Origin of the sequence: Citrobacter sp. Ce129 (assembly GCF_030334545.1) — a bacterium.
In the GTDB taxonomy this organism is placed as follows: Bacteria; Pseudomonadota; Gammaproteobacteria; order Enterobacterales; family Enterobacteriaceae; genus Citrobacter; species Citrobacter europaeus.
Genome location: NZ_JAOWDS010000073.1, coordinates 667,680 through 687,838, shown reverse-complemented (window position 1 = coordinate 687,838; position 20,159 = coordinate 667,680). Strand labels below are relative to the sequence as shown.

The following is a 20,159-nucleotide window of genomic DNA, read 5'->3' as shown; positions in this document are numbered from 1 at the left end:
GCATCAAACAAGTGAAGAAGCCCATCCTGACGGATGGGCTTTTTTGCGTCTGTACGGAGTGAAAACCGCCGGATGCGGCGTCCCGCCTTATCCGTCCTACAAAACTCACACTATTTCTGGCTGATAACTCGGCTCTCTCCCTCGAACATATCTGAATCATTTTCCTGCTAATTAAAACCGTGATCTTTCTCGCACAATGAATTATAACAATTATATAACATTTAGTTCACCAAAATAGACACAACCTTCATTGATAAATTAACGCGATCGTTGGCAGGGGTACAATTCTAATGGCTGATAGCAGTGTAACTGAGAACGGGATGCTGGCAGACGGCGATACCCGTCGTCGTATATGGGCGATTGTCGGAGCATCATCAGGGAATCTGGTCGAATGGTTTGATTTCTATATCTACTCTTTCTGCTCCCTCTATTTCGCTCACATCTTTTTTCCCTCCGGAAACACCACCACACAACTCTTACAAACTGCAGGCGTTTTTGCTGCAGGCTTTCTGATGCGACCGATTGGCGGCTGGTTGTTTGGTCGCATCGCAGATAAGCATGGGCGTAAAAAGTCTATGCTGCTGTCAGTTTGTATGATGTGTATGGGATCGTTGGTGATCGCTTGTCTACCGGGGTATGAGACCATCGGTACCTGGGCTCCTGCGCTATTGCTGCTGGCCAGACTATTTCAGGGGCTGTCTGTTGGTGGCGAATATGGAACCAGCGCTACCTATATGAGTGAAGTAGCCGTTGAAGGTAAGAAAGGTTTTTATGCTTCATTCCAGTATGTGACGTTAATTGGTGGGCAGTTACTGGCATTGCTGGTTGTGGTCATATTACAGCAAACGTTAGAAGACTCAGCGCTAAGATCGTGGGGGTGGCGTATTCCATTTGCGTTGGGTGCCGTACTGGCTATTGTTGCGCTATGGCTACGTCGCCAGTTAGATGAAACCTCGAAACAGGACGTTCGCGCGCTGAAAGAAGCAGGTTCTCTGAAAGGGCTGTGGCGTAATCGTAAAGCCTTTATCATGGTGCTTGGCTTTACCGCTGCAGGCTCGCTGTGTTTTTATACCTTCACAACCTATATGCAGAAGTATCTGGTTAACACCGCCGGTATGCATGCCAACGTAGCCAGCGGGATTATGACAGCGGCACTGTGTGTGTTCATGCTGGTACAGCCGCTGTTTGGTGCCTTGTCAGATAAAATTGGCCGACGTACTTCAATGTTGTGTTTTGGCGCGTTGGCCGCGATTTTCACCGTTCCCATTCTGACAGCATTGCAAAGCGTAACGTCCCCGTATATGGCGTTTGCTCTGGTGATGTGCGCTTTGTTGATCGTGAGTTTCTATACGTCAATCAGCGGTATTCTGAAGGCTGAAATGTTCCCGGCGCAGGTGCGCGCTTTGGGAGTTGGCTTATCTTATGCGGTAGCTAATGCCCTGTTTGGTGGCTCAGCCGAATATGTGGCGTTATCCCTGAAGTCTGTCGGTATGGAAACGACATTCTTCTGGTACGTTACAGCGCTGGCAGTCGTCGCGTTTTTAGTATCGCTGATGCTGCATGGGAAGGGGAAAGGTCTGCGCCTCTAGTAATGTGCCAGTTGCCAGACCGCATAGCCGGTAGACGCGCCTGCAACATCCCAGGCGAAGTCCTTCCAGCTCCAGCCGCTCCCTGCGGGGCGGCTGTCCCACAACTCTTTTGACGCGCCCAGGCTGACTGAGAACATCAGGCCGATAGCCGCACTGCGATCGCGGCTGTTACCCTGATGTTGGGCATATTCATTTCCGGCTGCGGCAAGCATGGCGGAGGCGATGAAGTGTTGAGCTTTGTCTTGTCCGCTCCAGCGGTCATTTGCCATGTGGCTGCAGCCAGAAATGGCCAGGATACTGGTAAGAATAAACAGGCGCACCGTTACCTCCATATGAAAAACCCCGTCACTGGACGGGGTCTTGGTTACAGAATACGGCTAATTAATCTGTCGATACGAATACGGCGTAGTCGACGGATGAGCTTACGCACTTTGACTGGATAGTCAGCAATGCTTTGCAGGTCGCGATAGTGCTTAACCACTGTGGTATGCGTGCGGATAAGCTCCAGCTCTTTATCGCGCTGGGGAGTCAGCTCTTGCTTAGGATCGTGGATAAGGATGGCGTTTTCCAGATCCAGACGCCAGGCGCGAGGGTTAAGGTTGTTGCCGGTGAGCAGCATCCATTTATCATCAACCCACATACCTTTCAGATGATAGGTATTGTCATCATCTTTCCATAAGCGCACGACCAGCTGGTCGGTATTCACGTAATACTGCAATCTGCTCAGGAAACGGCGCAGATTGATTTCATACAGATATGGCAGCGCACCGATGATCTTGAATGGCTCATCTTCCGGAATGAAAAAGTCGTTGGCGGTTTTATCACCGACAATGATTTCGACCTTTTTCCCTTCACGCAGCAGCTGAATGATATTGCGCACCAGTATGGCAGGCAGGTTGAAATAAGGGGTACAGATTGTGAGCTTGTGCTCCGCGCAGGGCATGAGGTGAAAAATGGTCTTATTTAACAGACTGGATTTACCAAGTCCCACCAGAGGCGTAACCGAAAGCTGTTCATTATCCGCATCACCCTGAAAATGGAATGACGCATCGCGCAGTTCCTGACGGTACAGGCGGATGTCATTTTTAATTTCCGGGCTTTTAGGGCGATTGATATCATCAAGGCGATTAACGCCGCGACCGTTCATCAGGTTCTGTGTAACCCAATCGAACATGATATCGGCCATTTGCGCGTTGCGAATCAACTGATAGCGGTCATAGCGATATTTATCATGCTGATGCAGATAAACATCGTTCAGACTGGCCCCGCTGTACAGGACGCTGTCATCGATGATAAAGCCTTTAAAATGCAGGACGCCAAGTGCTTCTCGGGTGTTAATCGGAACGCCGTAGACAGGAATATCGATACCAGGGTTTTCTTGCGCCATTCGGCAATACCAGTCAGCGTTGGTATTCGAAGCCGCAGCACCAATACGTCCGCGCTGGGCTCGGTGCCAGTCCACAAGCACCCGGACATCCAGCTCAGGACGCTGCCGTTTTGCCGCATAGAGCGCGTCGAGTATGCCTTTGCCACCGTCATCCTGTTCCAGGTACAGCGCAATAATGCAGATCCGTCGCGTCGCGCTGGCTATTTTTTCCAGCAGAGTCTCCCTGAAATTAGCGGGAGCATAAAAGAAATCTACATCATCAACTGACTGAGAAATCTTGGGTAGTTGGGCAAGGTGTTGTTGATGTTTATTACGCTTAAATTTTGACAACATCACAGTGCATTTCTTCTCTGTTCATTGAAGGGTCCTCTGTGCTATGCAGACGACATAAGCGGGCAATGATACCACCAGTACCCATTAATGTGGTCAACATTTCCAGTACCTTACTCACGATTCCTCAAATTGGGCCAGATTAAGCGTTAGCCCAACAATTCCCTCTTCGAGCTGGACGTCAACAGCAAACCCGAGTTTTCGGGCCAGGGCGACCATCCCACGATTGTTTGGCATCGTAATACCATTCAAACGCATAAGTCCGTGATCTCGGGTATATGCAATTAACTTTTCCATCAACCGACGGCCCAGTCCGAGCCCTTTCAGATCTGAACGTACCAGCACGGCAAACTCGGCGTCAATGTTATCAGGATCCGAGATTGCCCTCGTTACGCCGAGGATCTCTTGCTGATTATCTTTACACCGTACCGCAACAAAGGCCATTTCCCGATCGTAGTCGATCTGCGTCATATTGGCTAAATCTTCGTGGGTAAATTCGTTGATCTCACTGAAATAGCGATAATAAAGATCTTCTTTGGTTACCTGAGAAATGAACTGCTGCAGATGAGGCTCATCCTCTGGCAAAATGGGGCGGAACAGGCAGCGCTCGCCGTTTTTCAACTCTACCCATTCTTCTAGCTGATGGGGGTAGGGACGTACCGCCAGTCTGCTTTCGTTATCGCCCGTGAATGGGGCAATGTCCAGCGTGACATCCAGTGCGGTAAATTCACCGGCGGAGGCCAGCAGCGGATGAATATCCAGACGCTGAATTTCCGGACAATCGACGATTAGGTTGGAGACCTGCACCAGAAGCTGGCTTAACCCGGCGATATCCAGTGGGCGTAATGCGCTACGAGCGCGGATCTTCTTATTTTTGATCCCCTGGATCACCAGATAACGCGCCAGATTCATATTCAATGGCGGCAATGCCACTACGGCTTGCTCTTCCGGTCGCCACTCAACCCCACCTTCACCCAGCATAATCAATGGGCCAAATACCGGGTCGTGTTCAACAACGACGCGAAGCTCCTGAGCGCCAGCGCGATTCGCCATACTTTGTACTAATAAACCGTGAATGCGTGCCTGCGGCCAGGCCATTTTTACCCGATCAAAAATCGCATTGGCGGCCTGCTGCACTTCTGTTGCCGTACGCAGGTAGAGCATTACCCCCTGAACTTCTGATTTATGCGGGATATCAGGAGAACGCAGCTTTAGCGCCACCGGGTAGCCGATTTGCTCCGCGATGTGTACGGCTTCTGCGCTGTCGCTGGCGATCCACGTTGGCAGAGTGTGTAAGCCATAGGCCTGTAAAATCGGCTGCACTTCATGGGTATCCAGCGACGTTGCTCCTTCAGCAATCGCCTGCTGTAACAGATTATGCGCTTCGGCGGTGTTGGTGGTCAGGTAGTCCGGCAGCGCAGGCGTTTCCCGCAACTGCTTCTGGTTACGCCGATACTCCACCATATGCATAAACGCAGTGATGGTGCCTTCCGGCGTACGGTAGGTAGGTAATCCGGCTTCGCTAAACAGTCTGCGGGCCTCCTGAGAGGAAAACTCTCCGCACCAGTTGGTCAGCAACGAGACGAACTTACCGCGTGGATGTCGCTTTGCCGCTTCGATTAATGCTTGCGCGCTTTCGGTGCCGGGAGCGGCCGCGCTGGGGGAGTGAATTACCATCAGCGCGTCGAAATCCTGGCTGGTGAGCAAAATATCCAGCGTCTTAACGTAGTGTTCGCTGCTGGCATCATCACGCAGATCCAGCGGGTTGGCGATATCAACATGTTCAGGTAAGGCATCGCGTAATTTCTGGCTGGTATCTTCACTCAGCGTCGCCAGCTTGCCATTTTTTGACCACAGTTCATCTAATGCCAGTGCGGCTGGCGCGGCCCCATTGCTGATGATCATCAGCCTGTCGCCACGCAGCGGACGCATGTGGCTCAGGGTTTCGACCGCCGAGAACAGTTCGTGAGTATCTTGCACACGTAATAAACCGGCGCGCTGGATAGCCGCGTCCCAGGCTGGGTCCATCCCTGCGCTGGTATGCAGTAAACGCTGCGCCGCTGGACTGCGACCGCTCTTAATCACCAGAATGGGTTTATTGCGCGAGGCGCTACGGGCGGCGGAAACAAAGCGCCGGGCATCGCTTAAATGTTCGAGATACAGCAATATTGCGCTGGTTTTGCTGTCGCGCGCCAGGTAATCCAGCAGTTCATCAACGTCGATATCCAGGCTGTCACCCAGCGCGATAAAGTAAGAAAAGCCCATTTCTCTCTGCTGTGCCCAGTCGAGTATGGTATTGGATACGGCAGCGGATTGAGAGATAAAAGCCAGCTTGCCGCGCTTAATCGGGACAGGGGAAAAGCTGGCGTTAAGTCCCTGCCAGGGGGCGAGAAGTCCCAGGCTGTTGGGGCCCAGCAAACGTATGTTGTAGCGTGATGCGCAGGCCAGCAGTTCTGCGTGCTGTGCCGCGGGAGCCGAGAGAATAATGCAGGTTTTACAGCCTTTCTCGCCAAGCGCTTCGAGTAACGCCAGGTTACGGCTGGCATTGGTGCACAATACGGCGAGGTCCGGGCTAAAAGGCAGGCTATTGATATTGGGCCAGGCCAGTACGCCCAACACCGCTTTCCATGCGGGCGTCACCGGTAAAACAGGTCCATTGAATCCCCCGGCAAGCAGGTTACGCATCATCAGGTAACCCGCGCGATTAGGTTTCATTGACGCCCCAATCACTGCAATGGATTTCGGTCGCAGTAGTGCTTCCAGACCACGCTGACTCATATCGGCTTCCTTAATGACACCAGTGACCGAATGATTTTAAACGCTTTCTGGCGAGTCTGCTGTGACGCTTCCCTGATGTTGGGTTTTTCCTGCCAGGTAGCGGGTTTTAAAGCGAGTGAAATGATCGCTTAACCCTTCCGCGGCTTGCGTATCACCCGCCAGATCCAATAAGGCGATGGCCACTTCGGCGGTACAGTATTGCCCTTCGGCGTGAACGCCGCGCAGGTGGTAAGCAGAAAGACGCGATAAATCAACGGAGATTACCGGCAGGTTATCAAGGTACGGGCTTTTGCGGAACATTTTACGCGCCTCAGGCCAGGTACCATCAAGCATAATAAACAACGGTGGTTTACCGGCTGGTGGCGTGAAAATCACTTCACGCTCTTCGCCTGCATAAGAGGCCGGGAATACAACCATCGGCTGGTAATCCGGATTTTTCACCAGTTCGAGCAGCGCCTGAGGCGGTTCGGTGCGTGACCACTGAAAAGCCGTGGTATCGGGCAGAATATCGGCAATCAAACGTCCCGTGTTACTGGGCTTCATCGGCTCGGTGTCAAACATAACCAGACAAAAGCGACTTTTTGCCTCAGAGGGCATTAGCGTTGCGCACAAGCAGAGCTTCAGCGGCAGCAGGCAGCGCTGACAGCGGCGAATGCGATTACCTCGGGCAAGGAAAGGGCGCGTGGCGCGCGCAAGGCGCTCAGCGCGTAACAGAAGAACAGCGTTATCGGTCATGGGGAAACACGTTGAAAAACGCTATTGTCGCAGAGGTGAAAACGGGGCACAAGATGCGCCCCGTAGAGATTATAATGATTCGTTAAGCCAGCTATCAAACGGGGCTTTTGGTACAGCGCCGTTAAGCATGTCGACGATTTCACCTTTTCTGAAGATCATGATGGTCGGAATGCTGCGGATACCGAAACGGGCGCTGAGTTCACGCTCGGCTTCCGTATTCACTTTAACAAAACGCACTTTACCGCTACGCTCTTCCGCGACATCTTCAAAAATCGGGGCGAAGTTACGACATGGACCACACCAGGGGGCCCAAAAATCAACCACCACCGGGAGATCGTCTTTTAACAGTTTATCCAGTGTTTCACCGGTCGCATTGATCACCTCCCCATCAAACAGGTCGTGACCACAGCGTCCGCATTTAGCCGCTTCCTGGACACGATCGTCGGGGATACGGTTGATAGCCTGGCAGCTGGTACAAACGGTATTCATAACTAACCTCTGGATGAGTGGAGTGGACTTCACGGCAGTAACGCCAGTATGTTTCTATTATGTTACATATTATCGGGGAGTCTGTTCTAAACAACAATGCGTTTTATTCAATGAGTACAATAGTCCTTAGCTTTTAAATGAAATAATGGCTAACGACGTGCACATCGGGTAATCTGCGCGCTTCGCGCAGAGCAGGTGGAGAAAAACATGAGCGACGAACTGAAGAATAAAAACGGCAAGGTCAAAGTGATGTACGTCCGCAGTGACGATGACTCGGACAAACGCACCCAAAATCCACGTACTGGTAAAGGCGGCGGTCGCCCCGGTACCTCCCGAGCCGAAGGCGGTCGTCGCCCTGCCCGTGATGACAGAAAGGGTCCGAACAGCGAACGTGGCCGTGAACGTGGTCGTGACCGCGATGTAGAACGCGACCGCAGACGTGAAGATTCACCATGGCGTACCGTGTCCCGCGCACCGAGTGATGACGCAGCGGACAAAGCCGATCACGGCGGTATTAGCGGCAAAAGCTTTATCGATCCTGAAGTATTACGCCGTCAGCGCGCGGAAGAAACTCGCGTTTACGGTGAGAATGCCTGTCAGGCTCTGTTCCAGAGTCGTCCGGACGCCATCGTCCGCGCCTGGTTTGTTCAGAGCGTAACCCCGCGCTTTAAAGAAGCATTGCGTTGGATGGCGGCAAACCGTAAAGCCTACCACGTGGTTGACGAAGCCGAGCTGGCGAAAGCCTCCGGTACTGAACACCATGGCGGCGTTTGCTTCCTGATCAAAAAGCGTAACGGCACCACCGTTAAGCAGTGGGTTGGTCAGGCAGGGGCGCAGGATTGCGTGCTGGCCCTGGAAGATATTGCTAACCCGCATAACCTGGGCGGCATGATGCGTAGCTGCGCCCACTTTGGTGTGAAAGGCGTGGTAGTTCAGGATGCGGCGCTGCTGGAATCGGGTGCGGCTATCCGTACAGCTGAAGGCGGAGCTGAGCACGTTCAGCCGATCACCGGTGACAGCATTGTCGATGTGCTGGACGACTTCCGTAATGCGGGTTACACGGTAGTGATGACCTCAAGCGTGAAAGGTAAACCGTTGTTTACTACCACGTTGCCGGAAAAAATGGTGCTGGTATTAGGGCGTGAGCGTGAAGCTCTGCCAGAAGCAGCATGCTCAGCCGACGATCTGTGCGTAGCGATTGACGGTACGGGCAAGGTAGAAACGCTCAACGTTTCTGTCGCGACCGGCGTGCTGCTCGCGGAGTGGTGGCGTCAGAACAAAGCCTGATCATAAAAATGCCAGCGAATCGCTGGCATTTTTTTTACTCGCTTTCCGCAGGTAATACCGGCGTCCAGTCAATTGGCTTTTCACCTCGTTGTTCCAGCCACTCATTCGCCAGTACAAAGTGATTGCAGCCAAAGAAACCGCGATGCGCAGAGAGCGGTGATGGGTGGGGCGCTTTCAACACATGGTGACGCTGCGTATCAATAATCGCGCCTTTCTTCTGTGCGTGAGAACCCCAGAGCAGGAAAACCACGCCTTCCCGATGTTGGTTAATCAGGCTGATAACTTTATCAGTAAATGTTTCCCACCCCAGGCTGGCGTGCGAATGTGCCTGACCGGCGCGGACGGTGAGTACGGTGTTGAGTAACAGCACGCCCTGGCGTGCCCAACTTTCCAGATACCCGTGGGTTGGGCGCGTGAAGCCTGGAATCGTCGCTTCCAGCTCTTTGTACATGTTCAGCAACGAAGGCGGAGTGGCAATGCCGGGGCGGACAGAGAACGCGAGACCGTGTGCCTGGCCTGGACCGTGGTAAGGGTCCTGACCCAGGATGACGACTTTCACGTCGCCAAGCTCGGTAAAGCGAAAAGCATTGAATACATCTTTTTGCGGCGGGTAAATTGTCATACCCGACTGACGCTCGCCCGCCACAGTATGCAGCGTGTTAACAAAATAAGGCTGCTGTTTCTCTTCTGCCAGCACATCGTGCCAGGTTAATTCGGTAGCCATTTCGCTCTCCTGCGAATTTTCAATCCCCCTAGCTTAACTGCTTCTTTCGGCGTCGCAAAATTCTGTACGTTTCTCAAGGGACTACCCCTTAAAGATAGTTGAAAATTTATGTAAAAAGTTTAGCTGCATGTATGGCGTAAGTTGATGTAAAACAATAAAATCCACCTATCACCACTTTTCATGTATGGTTTTTATTGATTTAAATCAAAGATTCAAGGGTGTGTGAGGGGTATATATACACTCAAGCAACAATGGTTTTACCAATTGGCCGGATGACGGCCAACCGAGATCAAATAATTTTGCCGGGGAGGCATCAAATGATTACAGGTATCCAGATTACTAAAGCTGCAAACGACGACCTGCTGAACTCTTTCTGGCTGCTGGACAGCGAAAAAGGCGAAGCACGCTGCATCGTTGCGAAAGCAGGTTTCAATGCTGATGAAGTCGTTGCCGTCAGCAAACTGGGTGAAATCGAATACCGTGAAGTGCCGGTAGACGTACAGCCGGAAGTCCGCGTGGAAGGTGGTCAACACCTGAACGTAAACGTTCTGCGTCGCGAAACGCTGGAAGATGCGGTTAAGCATCCGGAGAAATATCCGCAGCTGACCATCCGTGTTTCTGGTTATGCCGTGCGTTTCAACTCTCTGACCCCAGAACAGCAGCGCGACGTTATTGCTCGTACCTTTACTGAGAGCCTGTAAGGCTACCGGGGAATAACCCCCGTTCAGCAGAGAATCTGAAAGCGGAAGATGCCAGTGCGTCTTCCGCTTTTCTGTGCACAAAAAATGCCGGGCTAGACGGCCCGGCATTCGGTTTACTCTTTGTCGGACTGCTGAGTCGCAGCTCCGCTCGGCTTACGACGTTTGCCGATATTTTTGGCGTCGCGGTGACGTTTTTTCACCCGCGGCTTCTCTTTCTCTTTGGCTTTTTTCTCGGCGCGCTTTGCCAGCACTTTCTTGGATGGCTTACCGTTAGATTTCTCACTTGGCGCGCGCGTGGTTGGACGCAGTTCGTCGATGACGCGTGCTTTCAGTGGCTCGTCAATATAGCGGCTCGCTTTGCCGAGCAGCAGATGGTCGTGCGCTTCAACCAAAGAGATCGCTGTACCTTTACGGCCTGCGCGACCGGTGCGACCAATGCGGTGCAGATAGGCATCGCCACTGCGTGGCATGTCGAAGTTAAACACGTGGCTAACGTCAGGAATATCGATCCCGCGTGCGGCAACGTCGGTTGCTACCAGTACGTTCACGCGACCATCGGTCAGACGTTTGATCGCTTCGTTACGTTTGTTCTGCACCATCTCGCCTTCGAGATAGCAGTTATTAATGCCTGCCTGGCGCAGCCAGCCTGCCAGCTCGTGTACACGCTCGCGTTTGCGTACAAAGACAATTGAGCGGGTCGCTTCCGGCTGTTTTAACAGATGGATCAGCATGGCAGTTTTGTGCTCGATATCATCGGCACGGTAGTAAAATTGATGGATCTTCTTGCGTTCACGGGTGGACGGATCCGCTGAGACTTCGACCGGATCTTCCAGCAGACGCTCGGCAAAATCTTTAATCGCATCGCCTTCCAGCGTGGCGGAGAACAGCATGGTTTGCTTACGCCACCGGGTTTCACCGGCGATATGCTCGATGTCCTGGGCAAAGCCCATGTCCAGCATGCGGTCTGCTTCATCGAGGATCAACGTCTCAACTGCATGACAGTCGAAGTTCTCTTCTTTAATATACTGCAGCAGACGACCGGTAGTGGCGACCACGATGTCCTGGTTTTCGCTAAAGACTTCCATGTGGTTCATGTAAGCCACGCCGCCGGTAATCGTTGCGATATCCAGATGCGTATTCTTCGCCAGCTCACGGGCGTGTTCGGCAACCTGCATCGCCAGTTCGCGCGTCGGTGTCAAAATTAAAATGCGCGGCGGACCAGATTTCTTGCGCGGGAAGTCGAGCAGGTGCTGCAACGCTGGCAGCAAATATGCCGCCGTTTTACCGGTGCCTGTCGGCGCAGAACCGAGTACATCACGGCCATCGAGCGCAGGCGGAATGGCGGCAGCCTGAATGGCGGTCGGGCGAGTGAAACCTTTTTCCTGGAGGGCATCCAGAAGGCTTTCATCGAGTTCAAGTTCGGAAAAAGTCGTTACAGTCATGTTCTACCTCTGAGTGGGGCGCTGATTATAGACGTTACGGCTGCAATCTTCATCTGTTTGTATGGATATACCTTCTCAGGTATTGTTTTTATCCTATGTTATCGTTTTTTTTCCAGGAAGGTTGTTCTTCATGCCCCAGTCTACATCCGTACTTAGACGTAATGGATTTACTTTTAAGCAGTTTTTTGTGGCACACGATCGTTGTGCAATGAAAGTCGGAACAGACGGCATTTTATTGGGGGCCTGGGCCCCTGTTGCGGGCGTAAAACGGATCCTGGATATTGGTACCGGAAGCGGCCTGTTGGCGCTGATGCTGGCCCAACGCACTGATGAAAACGTCATCATTGACGCCGTGGAGCTTGATGTTGACGCCGCGCAGCAGGCGCAGGAGAACATCGAGCAATCTCCGTGGATGCATCGCGTGAGCGTCCATACGGAAGATGCGCAGCAGTGGGTACCGCGCCAGACCGTGCGTTTTGATTTGATTATCAGCAACCCTCCCTATTATGAACAAGGGGTGGAATGCGCCACGCCGCAGCGCGAGCAGGCACGCTACACCACTACGCTCGATCATCAGGCATTACTTACGCTGGCAGCGGACAGCATAACGGAAGAAGGTTTTTTCTGTGTGGTGCTGCCGGAACAGATCGGCAATGCATTTACCCAGCAGGCACTCAGTATGGGCTGGCATCTGCGATTGCGCACGGATGTTGCAGAAACGGAAGCCCGACTACCTCATCGGGTATTGCTGGCATTCTCCCCGCAGGCCGGGGAGTGCTTTAGCGACAGGCTGGTGATCCGTGGGCCAGACCAACGTTACTCTGAAGGTTACACGGCGCTGACCCAGGCGTTTTATCTGTTTATGTGATGACTTAGCGGCGAGAGAATGGATGGGCCCGCCTCTGGAAGCTGTTCCGGGTAATCCAGCGTGTAGTGCAGGCCCCGACTCTCTTTGCGCATCATTGCGCAGCGGACAATCAGTTCAGCAACCTGCACCAGATTGCGCAGTTCCAGTAGGTTGTTCGAAACACGGAAATGGGCGTAATACTCGTTGATTTCCTGTTGTAGCATGGTGATACGGCGCAGGGCGCGCTCCAGACGCTTGGTTGTGCGCACAATGCCGACGTAATCCCACATAAACAGCCGCAGCTCATGCCAGTTATGCTGAATGACAACCAGTTCATCCGGGTTTTCTACCCGGCTTTCATCCCAGTCCGGGAGCGTGTTAACGCCGCGAGCATAAGGCATGCGCCTGTCGATATCTTCAGCCGCGGACCAGCCGTAAACCAGGCATTCCAGCAATGAGTTCGATGCCATCCGGTTGGCGCCATGCAGGCCGGTGTAACTCACTTCGCCGATCGCATACAGCCCGTCGACATCGGTGCGGCCAAAGTCATCAACCATCACGCCGCCACAGGTATAGTGTGCGGCAGGAACGATAGGAACCGGCTCTTTAGTCAGATCGATGCCCAGTCCCAGTAATTTTTCATAAATCATCGGAAAATGCTGACGAACAAATTCTTCTGGTTTATGGCTGATGTCGAGGAACATGCAGTCAGCGCCCAGGCGTTTCATCTCGTGGTCAATGGCGCGGGCGACAATATCGCGGGGAGCCAGTTCGCCACGCTCGTCAAAATCAGGCATAAAGCGCGAGCCGTCCGGGCGCTTCAGGTGCGCGCCTTCGCCACGCAGCGCCTCGGTCAGCAGAAAATTGCGCGCCTGAGGGTGATACAGCGCCGTCGGGTGAAACTGGTTAAACTCCAGGTTGGCGACGCGGCATCCCGCGCGCCAGGCCATCGCAATCCCGTCGCCCGAGGAAATATCCGGATTAGTGGTGTATTGATAGACCTTTGATGCGCCGCCGGTGGCCAACACGACTGATTTCGCATGGCAGGTTTCGACGGCTTCTTTATTACGATTCCAGATCCACGCACCAACAACTCGACGCGTTCCCGGCAGACCGATTTTGTCAGAGACAATCAGATCGACGGCATTACTCCGCTCGAGAACCCGGATGTTGGGGTGATTTTGCGCCTGGCTGACGAGGGTGGTTTCGACTTCTTTGCCGGTAGCATCCGCAGCGTGCAGGATACGTCGATGGCTATGACCGCCTTCACGGGTCAGGTGATAGCTTTCTTCACCGTTGGGCTGAACCTGCGTATCAAACAAGACGCCCTGATCGATTAGCCACTGAACGCAGGTGCGGGCATTGCTGGCGACAAACTCAACCGCATGGCGATCGCACAAACCGGCCCCGGCAATCAGGGTATCTTCAACGTGGGAGTCGATACTGTCGGTTTCATCAAATACCGCAGCAATACCGCCCTGGGCATAAAATGTCGAGCCTTCGCTGACCGGGCCTTTGCTCAGGACAATAACCTGATGTTTTTCAGCCAGGCGCAGCGCCAGTGAAAGTCCGGCAGCCCCGCTGCCAATGATCAGCACGTCACAGGATAATTCAGGAGTCGTATTCATGATTTTTGTTTAATTTACTAAACAGTGTTTGGTCACCATAGCACCACATTGCGCGATACTGCACGTTTTATTTTTAAATGTGTTGCAATGACTAAACAAGAAAGAAAAGCATAACGAGAGTGAAAAGAGCAAAAATATTTTGTGAAGCAGACCGTTAGCATCAGATTATGTGGTGAAATAAAGTAGCCGTTGGGTTACTCTGCAAGCGGTGAAATGGGCATTTCTAAACAGATAGTGCGTTGATCGGGTTATGTAGACTTATAATGAGAGATAAGACCTGTCTACAACATGACAAACAAAAAACAATGCGTAACGGAACTTTACGAAACTTGAGCACTCTAAGCATTTGCTTGCTCATAGTGAAGCTGATGGAGTGGCGTTTCGAAGGCGCGTGGAAATTTGGTTTGGGGAGACTTTACCTCGGATGAGCGAGCAGTTAACGGACCAGGTCCTGGTAGAACGGGTCCAGAAGGGAGATCAGAAAGCCTTTAACCTACTGGTAGTGCGCTATCAGCATAAGGTGGCGAGTCTGGTTTCTCGCTATGTACCGTCGGGCGATGTACCCGATGTAGTACAAGAAGCATTTATCAAGGCCTATCGTGCGCTGGACTCGTTCCGGGGAGATAGTGCTTTTTATACCTGGCTGTATCGTATTGCAGTCAATACAGCGAAGAATTACCTGGTCGCTCAGGGGCGTCGTCCACCTTCCAGTGATATTGATGCGATTGAAGCAGAAAATTACGAAAGTGGCGGTGCGCTGAAAGAAATTTCGAACCCTGAGAACTTAATGTTGTCAGAAGAACTGAGACAGATAGTTTTCCGAACTATTGAGTCCCTCCCGGAAGATTTACGCATGGCAATAACCTTGCGGGAGCTGGATGGCCTGAGCTATGAAGAGATAGCCGCTATCATGGATTGTCCGGTAGGTACGGTGCGTTCACGTATCTTCCGAGCGAGGGAAGCTATTGATAATAAAGTTCAACCGCTTATCAGGCGTTGACGATAGCGGGATACTGGAAAAGGTATTAGGCATGCAGAAAGAAAAACTTTCCGCTTTAATGGATGGCGAAACGCTGGATACTGAGTTACTCAAAGAGCTGGCTCACGACCCGGAAATGCAAAAAACCTGGGAGAGTTATCACCTGATTCGCGATTCCATGCGAGGTGATACCGCCGACGTTCTCCATTTCGATATTTCCGCCCGCGTAATGGCTGCCATCCAGGATGAGCCAGTACGTCAGACGGCGCCATTGATTCCTGAGGCCCAGCCAGCACCGCACCAGTGGCAGAAAATGCCATTCTGGAAGAAAATGCGTCCGTGGGCCGCGCAGCTTACCCAAATGGGTGTCGCCGCGTGTGTATCACTTGCAGTTATTGTTGGCGTCCAGCACTATAATGGGCAATCTGAAACGTCCCAGCAGCCCGAAACGCCGGTATTTAATACATTACCGATGATGGGTAAAGCCAGTCCGGTTAGCCTGGGTGTACCTTCTGACGCGACGGCCAGCGGTGGTCAGCAACAGCAGGTACAGGAGCAGCGTCGTCGTATTAATGCCATGTTGCAGGACTATGAACTGCAACGTCGACTGCACTCTGAACAGCTTCAGTTTGAGCAGGCCCAAACACAGCAAGCCGCTGTGCAGGTGCCAGGAATTCAAACTTTAGGAACGCAATCGCAGTAATGAAGCAACTTTGGTTTGCCATGTCACTTGTGGCTGGTAGCCTGTTCTTCTCTGTAAACGCCTCGGCCAATCCTGCGTCCGGGGCGTTGTTGCAGCAGATGAATCTGGCCAGCCAGTCGCTAACCTATGAGCTGTCATTTGTCAGCATCAATAAGCAGGGTGTTGAATCCCTACGTTATCGCCATGCCCGCCAGGATAACCGTCCGCTAGCGCAACTGTTGCAAATGGATGGACCGCGCCGGGAAGTGGTGCAACGTGGCAACGAAATCAGCTATTTTGAGCCTGGTCTCGAACCGTTCACGCTAAACGGCGACTATATCGTTGACTCTCTGCCATCTCTGATTTATACCGACTTTAAACGCCTTGCTCCCTACTATGATTTTATCTCAGTAGGTCGCACCCGCATTGCCGATCGGCTCTGTGAAGTGATCCGCGTTGTCGCCCGTGACGGGACGCGTTACAGCTATATCGTCTGGATGGACACGGAGACCAAGCTGCCGATGCGTGTCGATCTTCTCGACCGTGATGGCGAAACGCTGGAACAGTTCCGCGTCATCGCCTTTACCGTAAACAACGGCGTCAGCGACAGTATGCAGGCGCTGGCGAAAGCCAATCTGCCGCCGCTGCTGTCGGTTCCTGCAGGTGAGAAAACCAACTTTAACTGGAGTCCGTCGTGGTTGCCGCAAGGCTTCAGCGAAGTCTCCAGCAGTCGACGTCCGCTGCCGACAATGGATAACATGCCGATCGAATCGCGCCTTTATTCTGATGGCCTGTTTAGTTTCTCCGTGAACGTAAACCGTGCGATGCAAAACAGCGCCGATCAACTGTTACGAACCGGGCGTAGAACGGTCAGCACCAGCGTACGTGATAACGCGGAAATTACGATAGTGGGCGAACTCCCACCGCAAACGGCGAAGCGTATCGCGGATAATATTAAGTTCAGGGCTGCGCAATGATTAAAGAGTGGGCGACGGTCGTCTCCTGGCAAAATGGTCTGGCGACGGTCAGCTGCGATGTTAAAGCATCATGTAGCAGCTGTGCTTCCAGGGCCGGATGCGGGAGTCGCGTGCTGAACAAACTTGGGCCGCAGACCACGCACACCATCGTGGTACCCTGCGACGAACCCTTAGCGCCTGGTCAAAAAGTTGAACTGGGCATTGCCGAGGGTAGCCTGTTGGGTTCGGCGATGCTGGTCTATATGTCTCCGTTGGCGGGACTGTTTCTTTTCGCGGCGCTTTTCCAGGTGCTGTTTGGTTCCGATCTTGCGGCATTAAGCGGCGCCGTGCTGGGGGGCGTGGGCGGATTCCTGATTGCTCGTGGATTCTCTCGTAAGCTTGCTGAGCGTGAGGCCTGGCAGCCGGTCATTCTGAACGTTGCTCTCCCACCCGATCTTATTCGCGTCGAAACCCAGCAGTGATATCTTTGCCTGATGGCGCTGCGCTTATCAGGCCTACGGCGTCATCAGATGCAGGCGTAGGCCGGATAAGGCGTTTATGCCGTCACCCTGCAAAAGTTTCACCGGCTTTGCATGGTCGTTTCCAGTTCCCGCTATCCTTGCTCTATGAACATTTCCTCGCCTCAGCGTTGTAGTGTAGAATGCGGCGTTTCACTTAAACAGACGTTAAGCTCAGATCAGCGACTTCTCAGAGCCTGCTCCGGCGGGCGTAAGGCACAATAATTACACTATATGAAGAACATACGTAACTTTTCAATCATAGCTCACATCGACCACGGTAAATCGACGCTGTCTGACCGTATTATCCAGATCTGCGGTGGCCTGTCTGACCGTGAAATGGAAGCGCAGGTTCTCGACTCGATGGATCTGGAGCGTGAGCGCGGTATTACTATCAAAGCGCAGAGCGTGACGCTCGATTTCAAAGCATCTGATGGTGAAACCTATCAGCTTAACTTTATCGACACCCCGGGTCACGTTGACTTCTCGTATGAAGTTTCCCGCTCGCTTGCTGCCTGTGAAGGCGCATTGCTGGTGGTTGATGCCGGACAGGGCGTAGAAGCGCAGACCCTGGCTAACTGCTATACCGCCATGGAAATGGATCTGGAAGTGGTGCCGGTACTGAACAAAATTGACCTGCCAGCCGCCGATCCTGAGCGCGTAGCGGAAGAGATCGAAGATATCGTCGGTATTGATGCAACTGATGCTGTTCGCTGTTCGGCGAAAACCGGTGTTGGCGTCACTGATGTACTTGAACGTCTGGTGCGCGATATCCCGGCGCCGGAAGGCGACCCGGAAGGTCCATTGCAGGCGCTGATCATCGACTCCTGGTTCGATAACTACCTGGGCGTGGTGTCACTGGTGCGTATTAAAAATGGCACCATGCGTAAAGGCGACAAAATTAAAGTGATGAGCACCGGTCAGGTCTATAACGCCGACCGTCTGGGCATCTTCACGCCAAAACAGGTTGACCGTACCGAGCTGAAATGCGGCGAGGTAGGTTGGTTGGTTTGCGCGATTAAAGACATTCTCGGCGCACCGGTTGGCGATACCCTGACGCAGGCGCGTAACCCGGCGGACAAACCGCTGCCAGGCTTTAAAAAAGTGAAGCCGCAGGTTTACGCCGGTCTGTTCCCGGTGAGCTCTGACGACTACGAAAACTTCCGTGACGCGCTTGGTAAGTTGAGCCTCAACGACGCCTCCCTGTTCTACGAGCCGGAAAGCTCAACCGCGCTTGGCTTTGGCTTCCGCTGCGGCTTCCTCGGCCTGCTGCACATGGAGATCATTCAGGAACGTCTGGAACGTGAATACGATCTGGATCTGATCACTACCGCGCCGACCGTAGTCTACGAAGTAGAAACCACGGCGAAGGAGACTATTTACGTCGATAGCCCGTCCAAGCTGCCGCCGTTGAATAACATCTACGAACTGCGTGAGCCGATCGCTGAGTGTCACATGCTGCTGCCGCAGGCTTACCTTGGTAACGTCATCACCCTGTGTATCGAGAAGCGTGGCGTCCAGACCAACATGGTTTACCACGGTAACCAGGTGGCGCTGACCTATGAAATTCCGATGGCGGAAGTGGTACTCGACTTCTTCGACCGTCTGAAGTCAACCTCTCGCGGCTATGCGTCGCTGGACTATAACTTCAAACGCTTCCAGGCGTCTGACATGGTACGCGTTGATGTCCTCATCAACAACGAACGTGTCGATGCGCTGGCGCTGATCACTCACCGCGACAACTCCCAGAGCCGTGGCCGTGAGCTGGTCGAGAAGATGAAAGATCTGATCCCTCGTCAGCAGTTTGATATCGCGATTCAGGCGGCCATCGGCACGCACATCATCGCGCGTTCAACGGTTAAGCAGCTGCGTAAAAACGTTCTGGCGAAATGCTACGGTGGCGATATCAGCCGTAAGAAAAAGCTGCTGCAAAAACAGAAAGAGGGTAAAAAGCGCATGAAGCAGATCGGTAACGTCGAACTGCCGCAGGAAGCGTTCCTCGCCATTCTGCATGTCGGTAAAGACAGCAAATAATCTTAAGGAGTTGGCATGGCGAACATGTTTGCCCTGATTCTGGTGATTGCCACACTGGTGACGGGCATTTTATGGTGCGTAGATAAATTCATCTTCGCACCAAAACGCCGGGAGCGTCAGGCAGCAGCGCAAGCTGCTGCAGGTGATTCACTGGATAAAGCAACGCTGAAAAAAGTGGCCCCTAAGCCGGGTTGGCTGGAAACTGGGGCATCCGTTTTCCCGGTTTTAGCTATTGTACTGGTGGTGCGTTCATTTATTTATGAGCCGTTCCAGATCCCGTCTGGTTCGATGATGCCGACGCTGCTTATCGGTGACTTTATCCTGGTGGAGAAATTCGCCTACGGGATTAAAGATCCGATTTACCAGAAAACGTTGATCGAAACTGGCCATCCGAAACGTGGAGATATCGTGGTGTTTAAATACCCGGAAGATCCCCGTCTGGACTACATCAAACGTGCTGTCGGTTTACCGGGAGACAAAGTGACGTACGATCCGGTGGCGAAAGAGGTCACTATTCAGCCAGGATGCAGTTCAGGTCAGGCGTGTGAAAACGCGCTGCCGGTAACGTACTCTGATGTTCAGCCAAGTGATTTTGTACAGACCTTTGCTCGTCGTAACGGCGGTGAAGCGACCAGCGGCTTCTTTGAAGTTCCGCTGAACGAAACGAAAGAGAACGGTATTCGCCTCTCCGAGCGTAAAGAAACGCTGGGTGAGGTAACGCACCGCATTCTGACTGTGCCAATCGCTCAGGATCAGGTGGGGATGTATTACCGCCAGCCAGGTCAGCAACTGGCAACCTGGATCGTCCCACCGGGACACTACTTCATGATGGGTGATAACCGTGACAATAGCGCGGACAGCCGTTACTGGGGATTTGTGCCGGAAGCGAATCTGGTTGGTAAAGCGACGGCTATCTGGATGAGTTTCGACAAGCAAGAAGGCGAATGGCCGACCGGTGTGCGTTTAAGCCGTATTGGTGGCATTCACTAATTGCCGATAATCGTTCACGCTGTCGTCATTATGGCGACAGCGTGAATTATTTCTCGGATAAAT

19 protein-coding genes are annotated in these 20,159 nt (G+C 52.8%); 11 read left to right on the top strand and 8 right to left on the bottom strand.

Annotated features, from left to right (window positions below):
• Positions 1 to 290: 290 nt before the first annotated feature.
• Positions 291 to 1,589, top strand: a complete 1,299-nt coding sequence (locus OGV77_RS22775; RefSeq protein ID WP_043017230.1) for an MFS transporter — start codon at positions 291 to 293, stop codon at positions 1,587 to 1,589.
• Here the strand turns inward: OGV77_RS22775 and OGV77_RS22770 are convergent.
• From OGV77_RS22770 to trxC, 5 genes are all read right to left on the bottom strand, one after another.
• On the bottom strand, positions 1,586 to 1,921 hold the full coding sequence (locus OGV77_RS22770) for a YfiM family lipoprotein (RefSeq protein WP_226791943.1): 336 nt from the start codon (positions 1,919 to 1,921) through the stop codon (positions 1,586 to 1,588). The two genes, OGV77_RS22775 and OGV77_RS22770, sit on opposite strands and share 4 nt — an antisense overlap.
• A gap of 32 nt (positions 1,922 to 1,953) precedes the next feature.
• Positions 1,954 to 3,309, bottom strand: coding sequence for a CDP-diacylglycerol--serine O-phosphatidyltransferase (gene pssA / locus OGV77_RS22765; protein ID WP_003835350.1), 1,356 nt, complete (start codon positions 3,307 to 3,309; stop codon positions 1,954 to 1,956).
• A gap of 114 nt (positions 3,310 to 3,423) precedes the next feature.
• The gene (locus tag OGV77_RS22755; RefSeq protein WP_087050932.1) at positions 3,424 to 6,084 is read right to left on the bottom strand and encodes a bifunctional acetate--CoA ligase family protein/GNAT family N-acetyltransferase; all 2,661 of its coding nucleotides are present in this window, start codon (positions 6,082 to 6,084) and stop codon (positions 3,424 to 3,426) included.
• Between the two features lie 36 nt (positions 6,085 to 6,120).
• Positions 6,121 to 6,819, bottom strand: a complete 699-nt coding sequence (tapT, locus tag OGV77_RS22750; protein ID WP_043017228.1) for a tRNA-uridine aminocarboxypropyltransferase — start codon at positions 6,817 to 6,819, stop codon at positions 6,121 to 6,123.
• Positions 6,820 to 6,888: 69 nt separating this feature from the next.
• The gene (gene trxC, locus OGV77_RS22745) at positions 6,889 to 7,308 is read right to left on the bottom strand and encodes a thioredoxin TrxC (protein WP_003037559.1); all 420 of its coding nucleotides are present in this window, start codon (positions 7,306 to 7,308) and stop codon (positions 6,889 to 6,891) included.
• Positions 7,309 to 7,515: 207 nt separating this feature from the next.
• Here trxC and OGV77_RS22740 point away from each other — a divergent pair, with 207 nt between their 5' ends.
• The gene (locus OGV77_RS22740; protein ID WP_043017227.1) at positions 7,516 to 8,595 is read left to right on the top strand and encodes a tRNA/rRNA methyltransferase; all 1,080 of its coding nucleotides are present in this window, start codon (positions 7,516 to 7,518) and stop codon (positions 8,593 to 8,595) included.
• Between the two features lie 34 nt (positions 8,596 to 8,629).
• On the opposite strand, the gene ung is transcribed toward OGV77_RS22740, so the two are convergent.
• Positions 8,630 to 9,319 carry a uracil-DNA glycosylase gene (ung, locus tag OGV77_RS22735; protein WP_080626221.1) on the bottom strand — a complete coding sequence of 230 codons (690 nt, stop codon included), beginning with the start codon at positions 9,317 to 9,319 and terminating at the stop codon, positions 8,630 to 8,632.
• 317 nt (positions 9,320 to 9,636) lie between these two features.
• On the opposite strand from ung, the gene grcA reads away from it, so the two are divergent.
• Complete coding sequence (gene grcA, locus OGV77_RS22730) at positions 9,637 to 10,020, top strand: autonomous glycyl radical cofactor GrcA (protein ID WP_003037563.1); 384 nt, start codon at positions 9,637 to 9,639, stop codon at positions 10,018 to 10,020.
• 113 nt (positions 10,021 to 10,133) lie between these two features.
• Here the strand turns inward: grcA and srmB are convergent, their stop codons facing one another.
• Positions 10,134 to 11,462 carry an ATP-dependent RNA helicase SrmB gene (gene srmB / locus OGV77_RS22725; protein ID WP_003835340.1) on the bottom strand — a complete coding sequence of 443 codons (1,329 nt, stop codon included), beginning with the start codon at positions 11,460 to 11,462 and terminating at the stop codon, positions 10,134 to 10,136.
• 130 nt (positions 11,463 to 11,592) lie between these two features.
• Here srmB and trmN point away from each other — a divergent pair, with 130 nt between their 5' ends.
• Positions 11,593 to 12,330: a tRNA(1)(Val) (adenine(37)-N(6))-methyltransferase TrmN gene (trmN, locus tag OGV77_RS22720; RefSeq protein ID WP_087050931.1), complete on the top strand. Its 738-nt coding sequence runs from the start codon at positions 11,593 to 11,595 to the stop codon at positions 12,328 to 12,330.
• On the opposite strand, the gene nadB is transcribed toward trmN, so the two are convergent.
• Complete coding sequence (nadB, locus tag OGV77_RS22715; protein ID WP_221922809.1) at positions 12,315 to 13,937, bottom strand: L-aspartate oxidase; 1,623 nt, start codon at positions 13,935 to 13,937, stop codon at positions 12,315 to 12,317. The genes trmN and nadB overlap by 16 nt on opposite strands.
• A gap of 263 nt (positions 13,938 to 14,200) precedes the next feature.
• Between nadB and rseD the strand changes: the two genes are divergently transcribed.
• The 7 genes from rseD (at position 14,201) to lepB (ending at position 20,096) form a co-directional block, all read left to right on the top strand.
• A complete protein-coding gene (gene rseD, locus OGV77_RS22710; RefSeq protein ID WP_049259737.1) occupies positions 14,201 to 14,365 on the top strand; it encodes a rpoE leader peptide RseD in 165 nt (54 codons plus the stop codon).
• Positions 14,362 to 14,937, top strand: coding sequence for an RNA polymerase sigma factor RpoE (rpoE, locus tag OGV77_RS22705; RefSeq protein ID WP_003037573.1), 576 nt, complete (start codon positions 14,362 to 14,364; stop codon positions 14,935 to 14,937). Before rseD ends, rpoE begins: the two co-directional genes overlap by 4 nt.
• Positions 14,938 to 14,968: 31 nt before the next feature.
• Positions 14,969 to 15,619: an anti-sigma-E factor RseA gene (gene rseA / locus OGV77_RS22700; RefSeq protein ID WP_003037574.1), complete on the top strand. Its 651-nt coding sequence runs from the start codon at positions 14,969 to 14,971 to the stop codon at positions 15,617 to 15,619.
• Positions 15,619 to 16,575, top strand: a complete 957-nt coding sequence (gene rseB, locus OGV77_RS22695) for a sigma-E factor regulatory protein RseB (protein WP_043017223.1) — start codon at positions 15,619 to 15,621, stop codon at positions 16,573 to 16,575. The genes rseA and rseB overlap by 1 nt, the downstream gene beginning before the upstream one ends.
• Positions 16,572 to 17,036 carry a SoxR-reducing system protein RseC gene (gene rseC / locus OGV77_RS22690; RefSeq protein WP_043017222.1) on the top strand — a complete coding sequence of 155 codons (465 nt, stop codon included), beginning with the start codon at positions 16,572 to 16,574 and terminating at the stop codon, positions 17,034 to 17,036. The genes rseB and rseC overlap by 4 nt, the downstream gene beginning before the upstream one ends.
• Positions 17,037 to 17,306: 270 nt before the next feature.
• Positions 17,307 to 19,106 carry a translation elongation factor 4 gene (gene lepA, locus OGV77_RS22685; RefSeq protein WP_043017221.1) on the top strand — a complete coding sequence of 600 codons (1,800 nt, stop codon included), beginning with the start codon at positions 17,307 to 17,309 and terminating at the stop codon, positions 19,104 to 19,106.
• Positions 19,107 to 19,121: 15 nt separating this feature from the next.
• Positions 19,122 to 20,096 carry a signal peptidase I gene (gene lepB / locus OGV77_RS22680; protein ID WP_042306654.1) on the top strand — a complete coding sequence of 325 codons (975 nt, stop codon included), beginning with the start codon at positions 19,122 to 19,124 and terminating at the stop codon, positions 20,094 to 20,096.
• Positions 20,097 to 20,159: the final 63 nt, after the last annotated feature.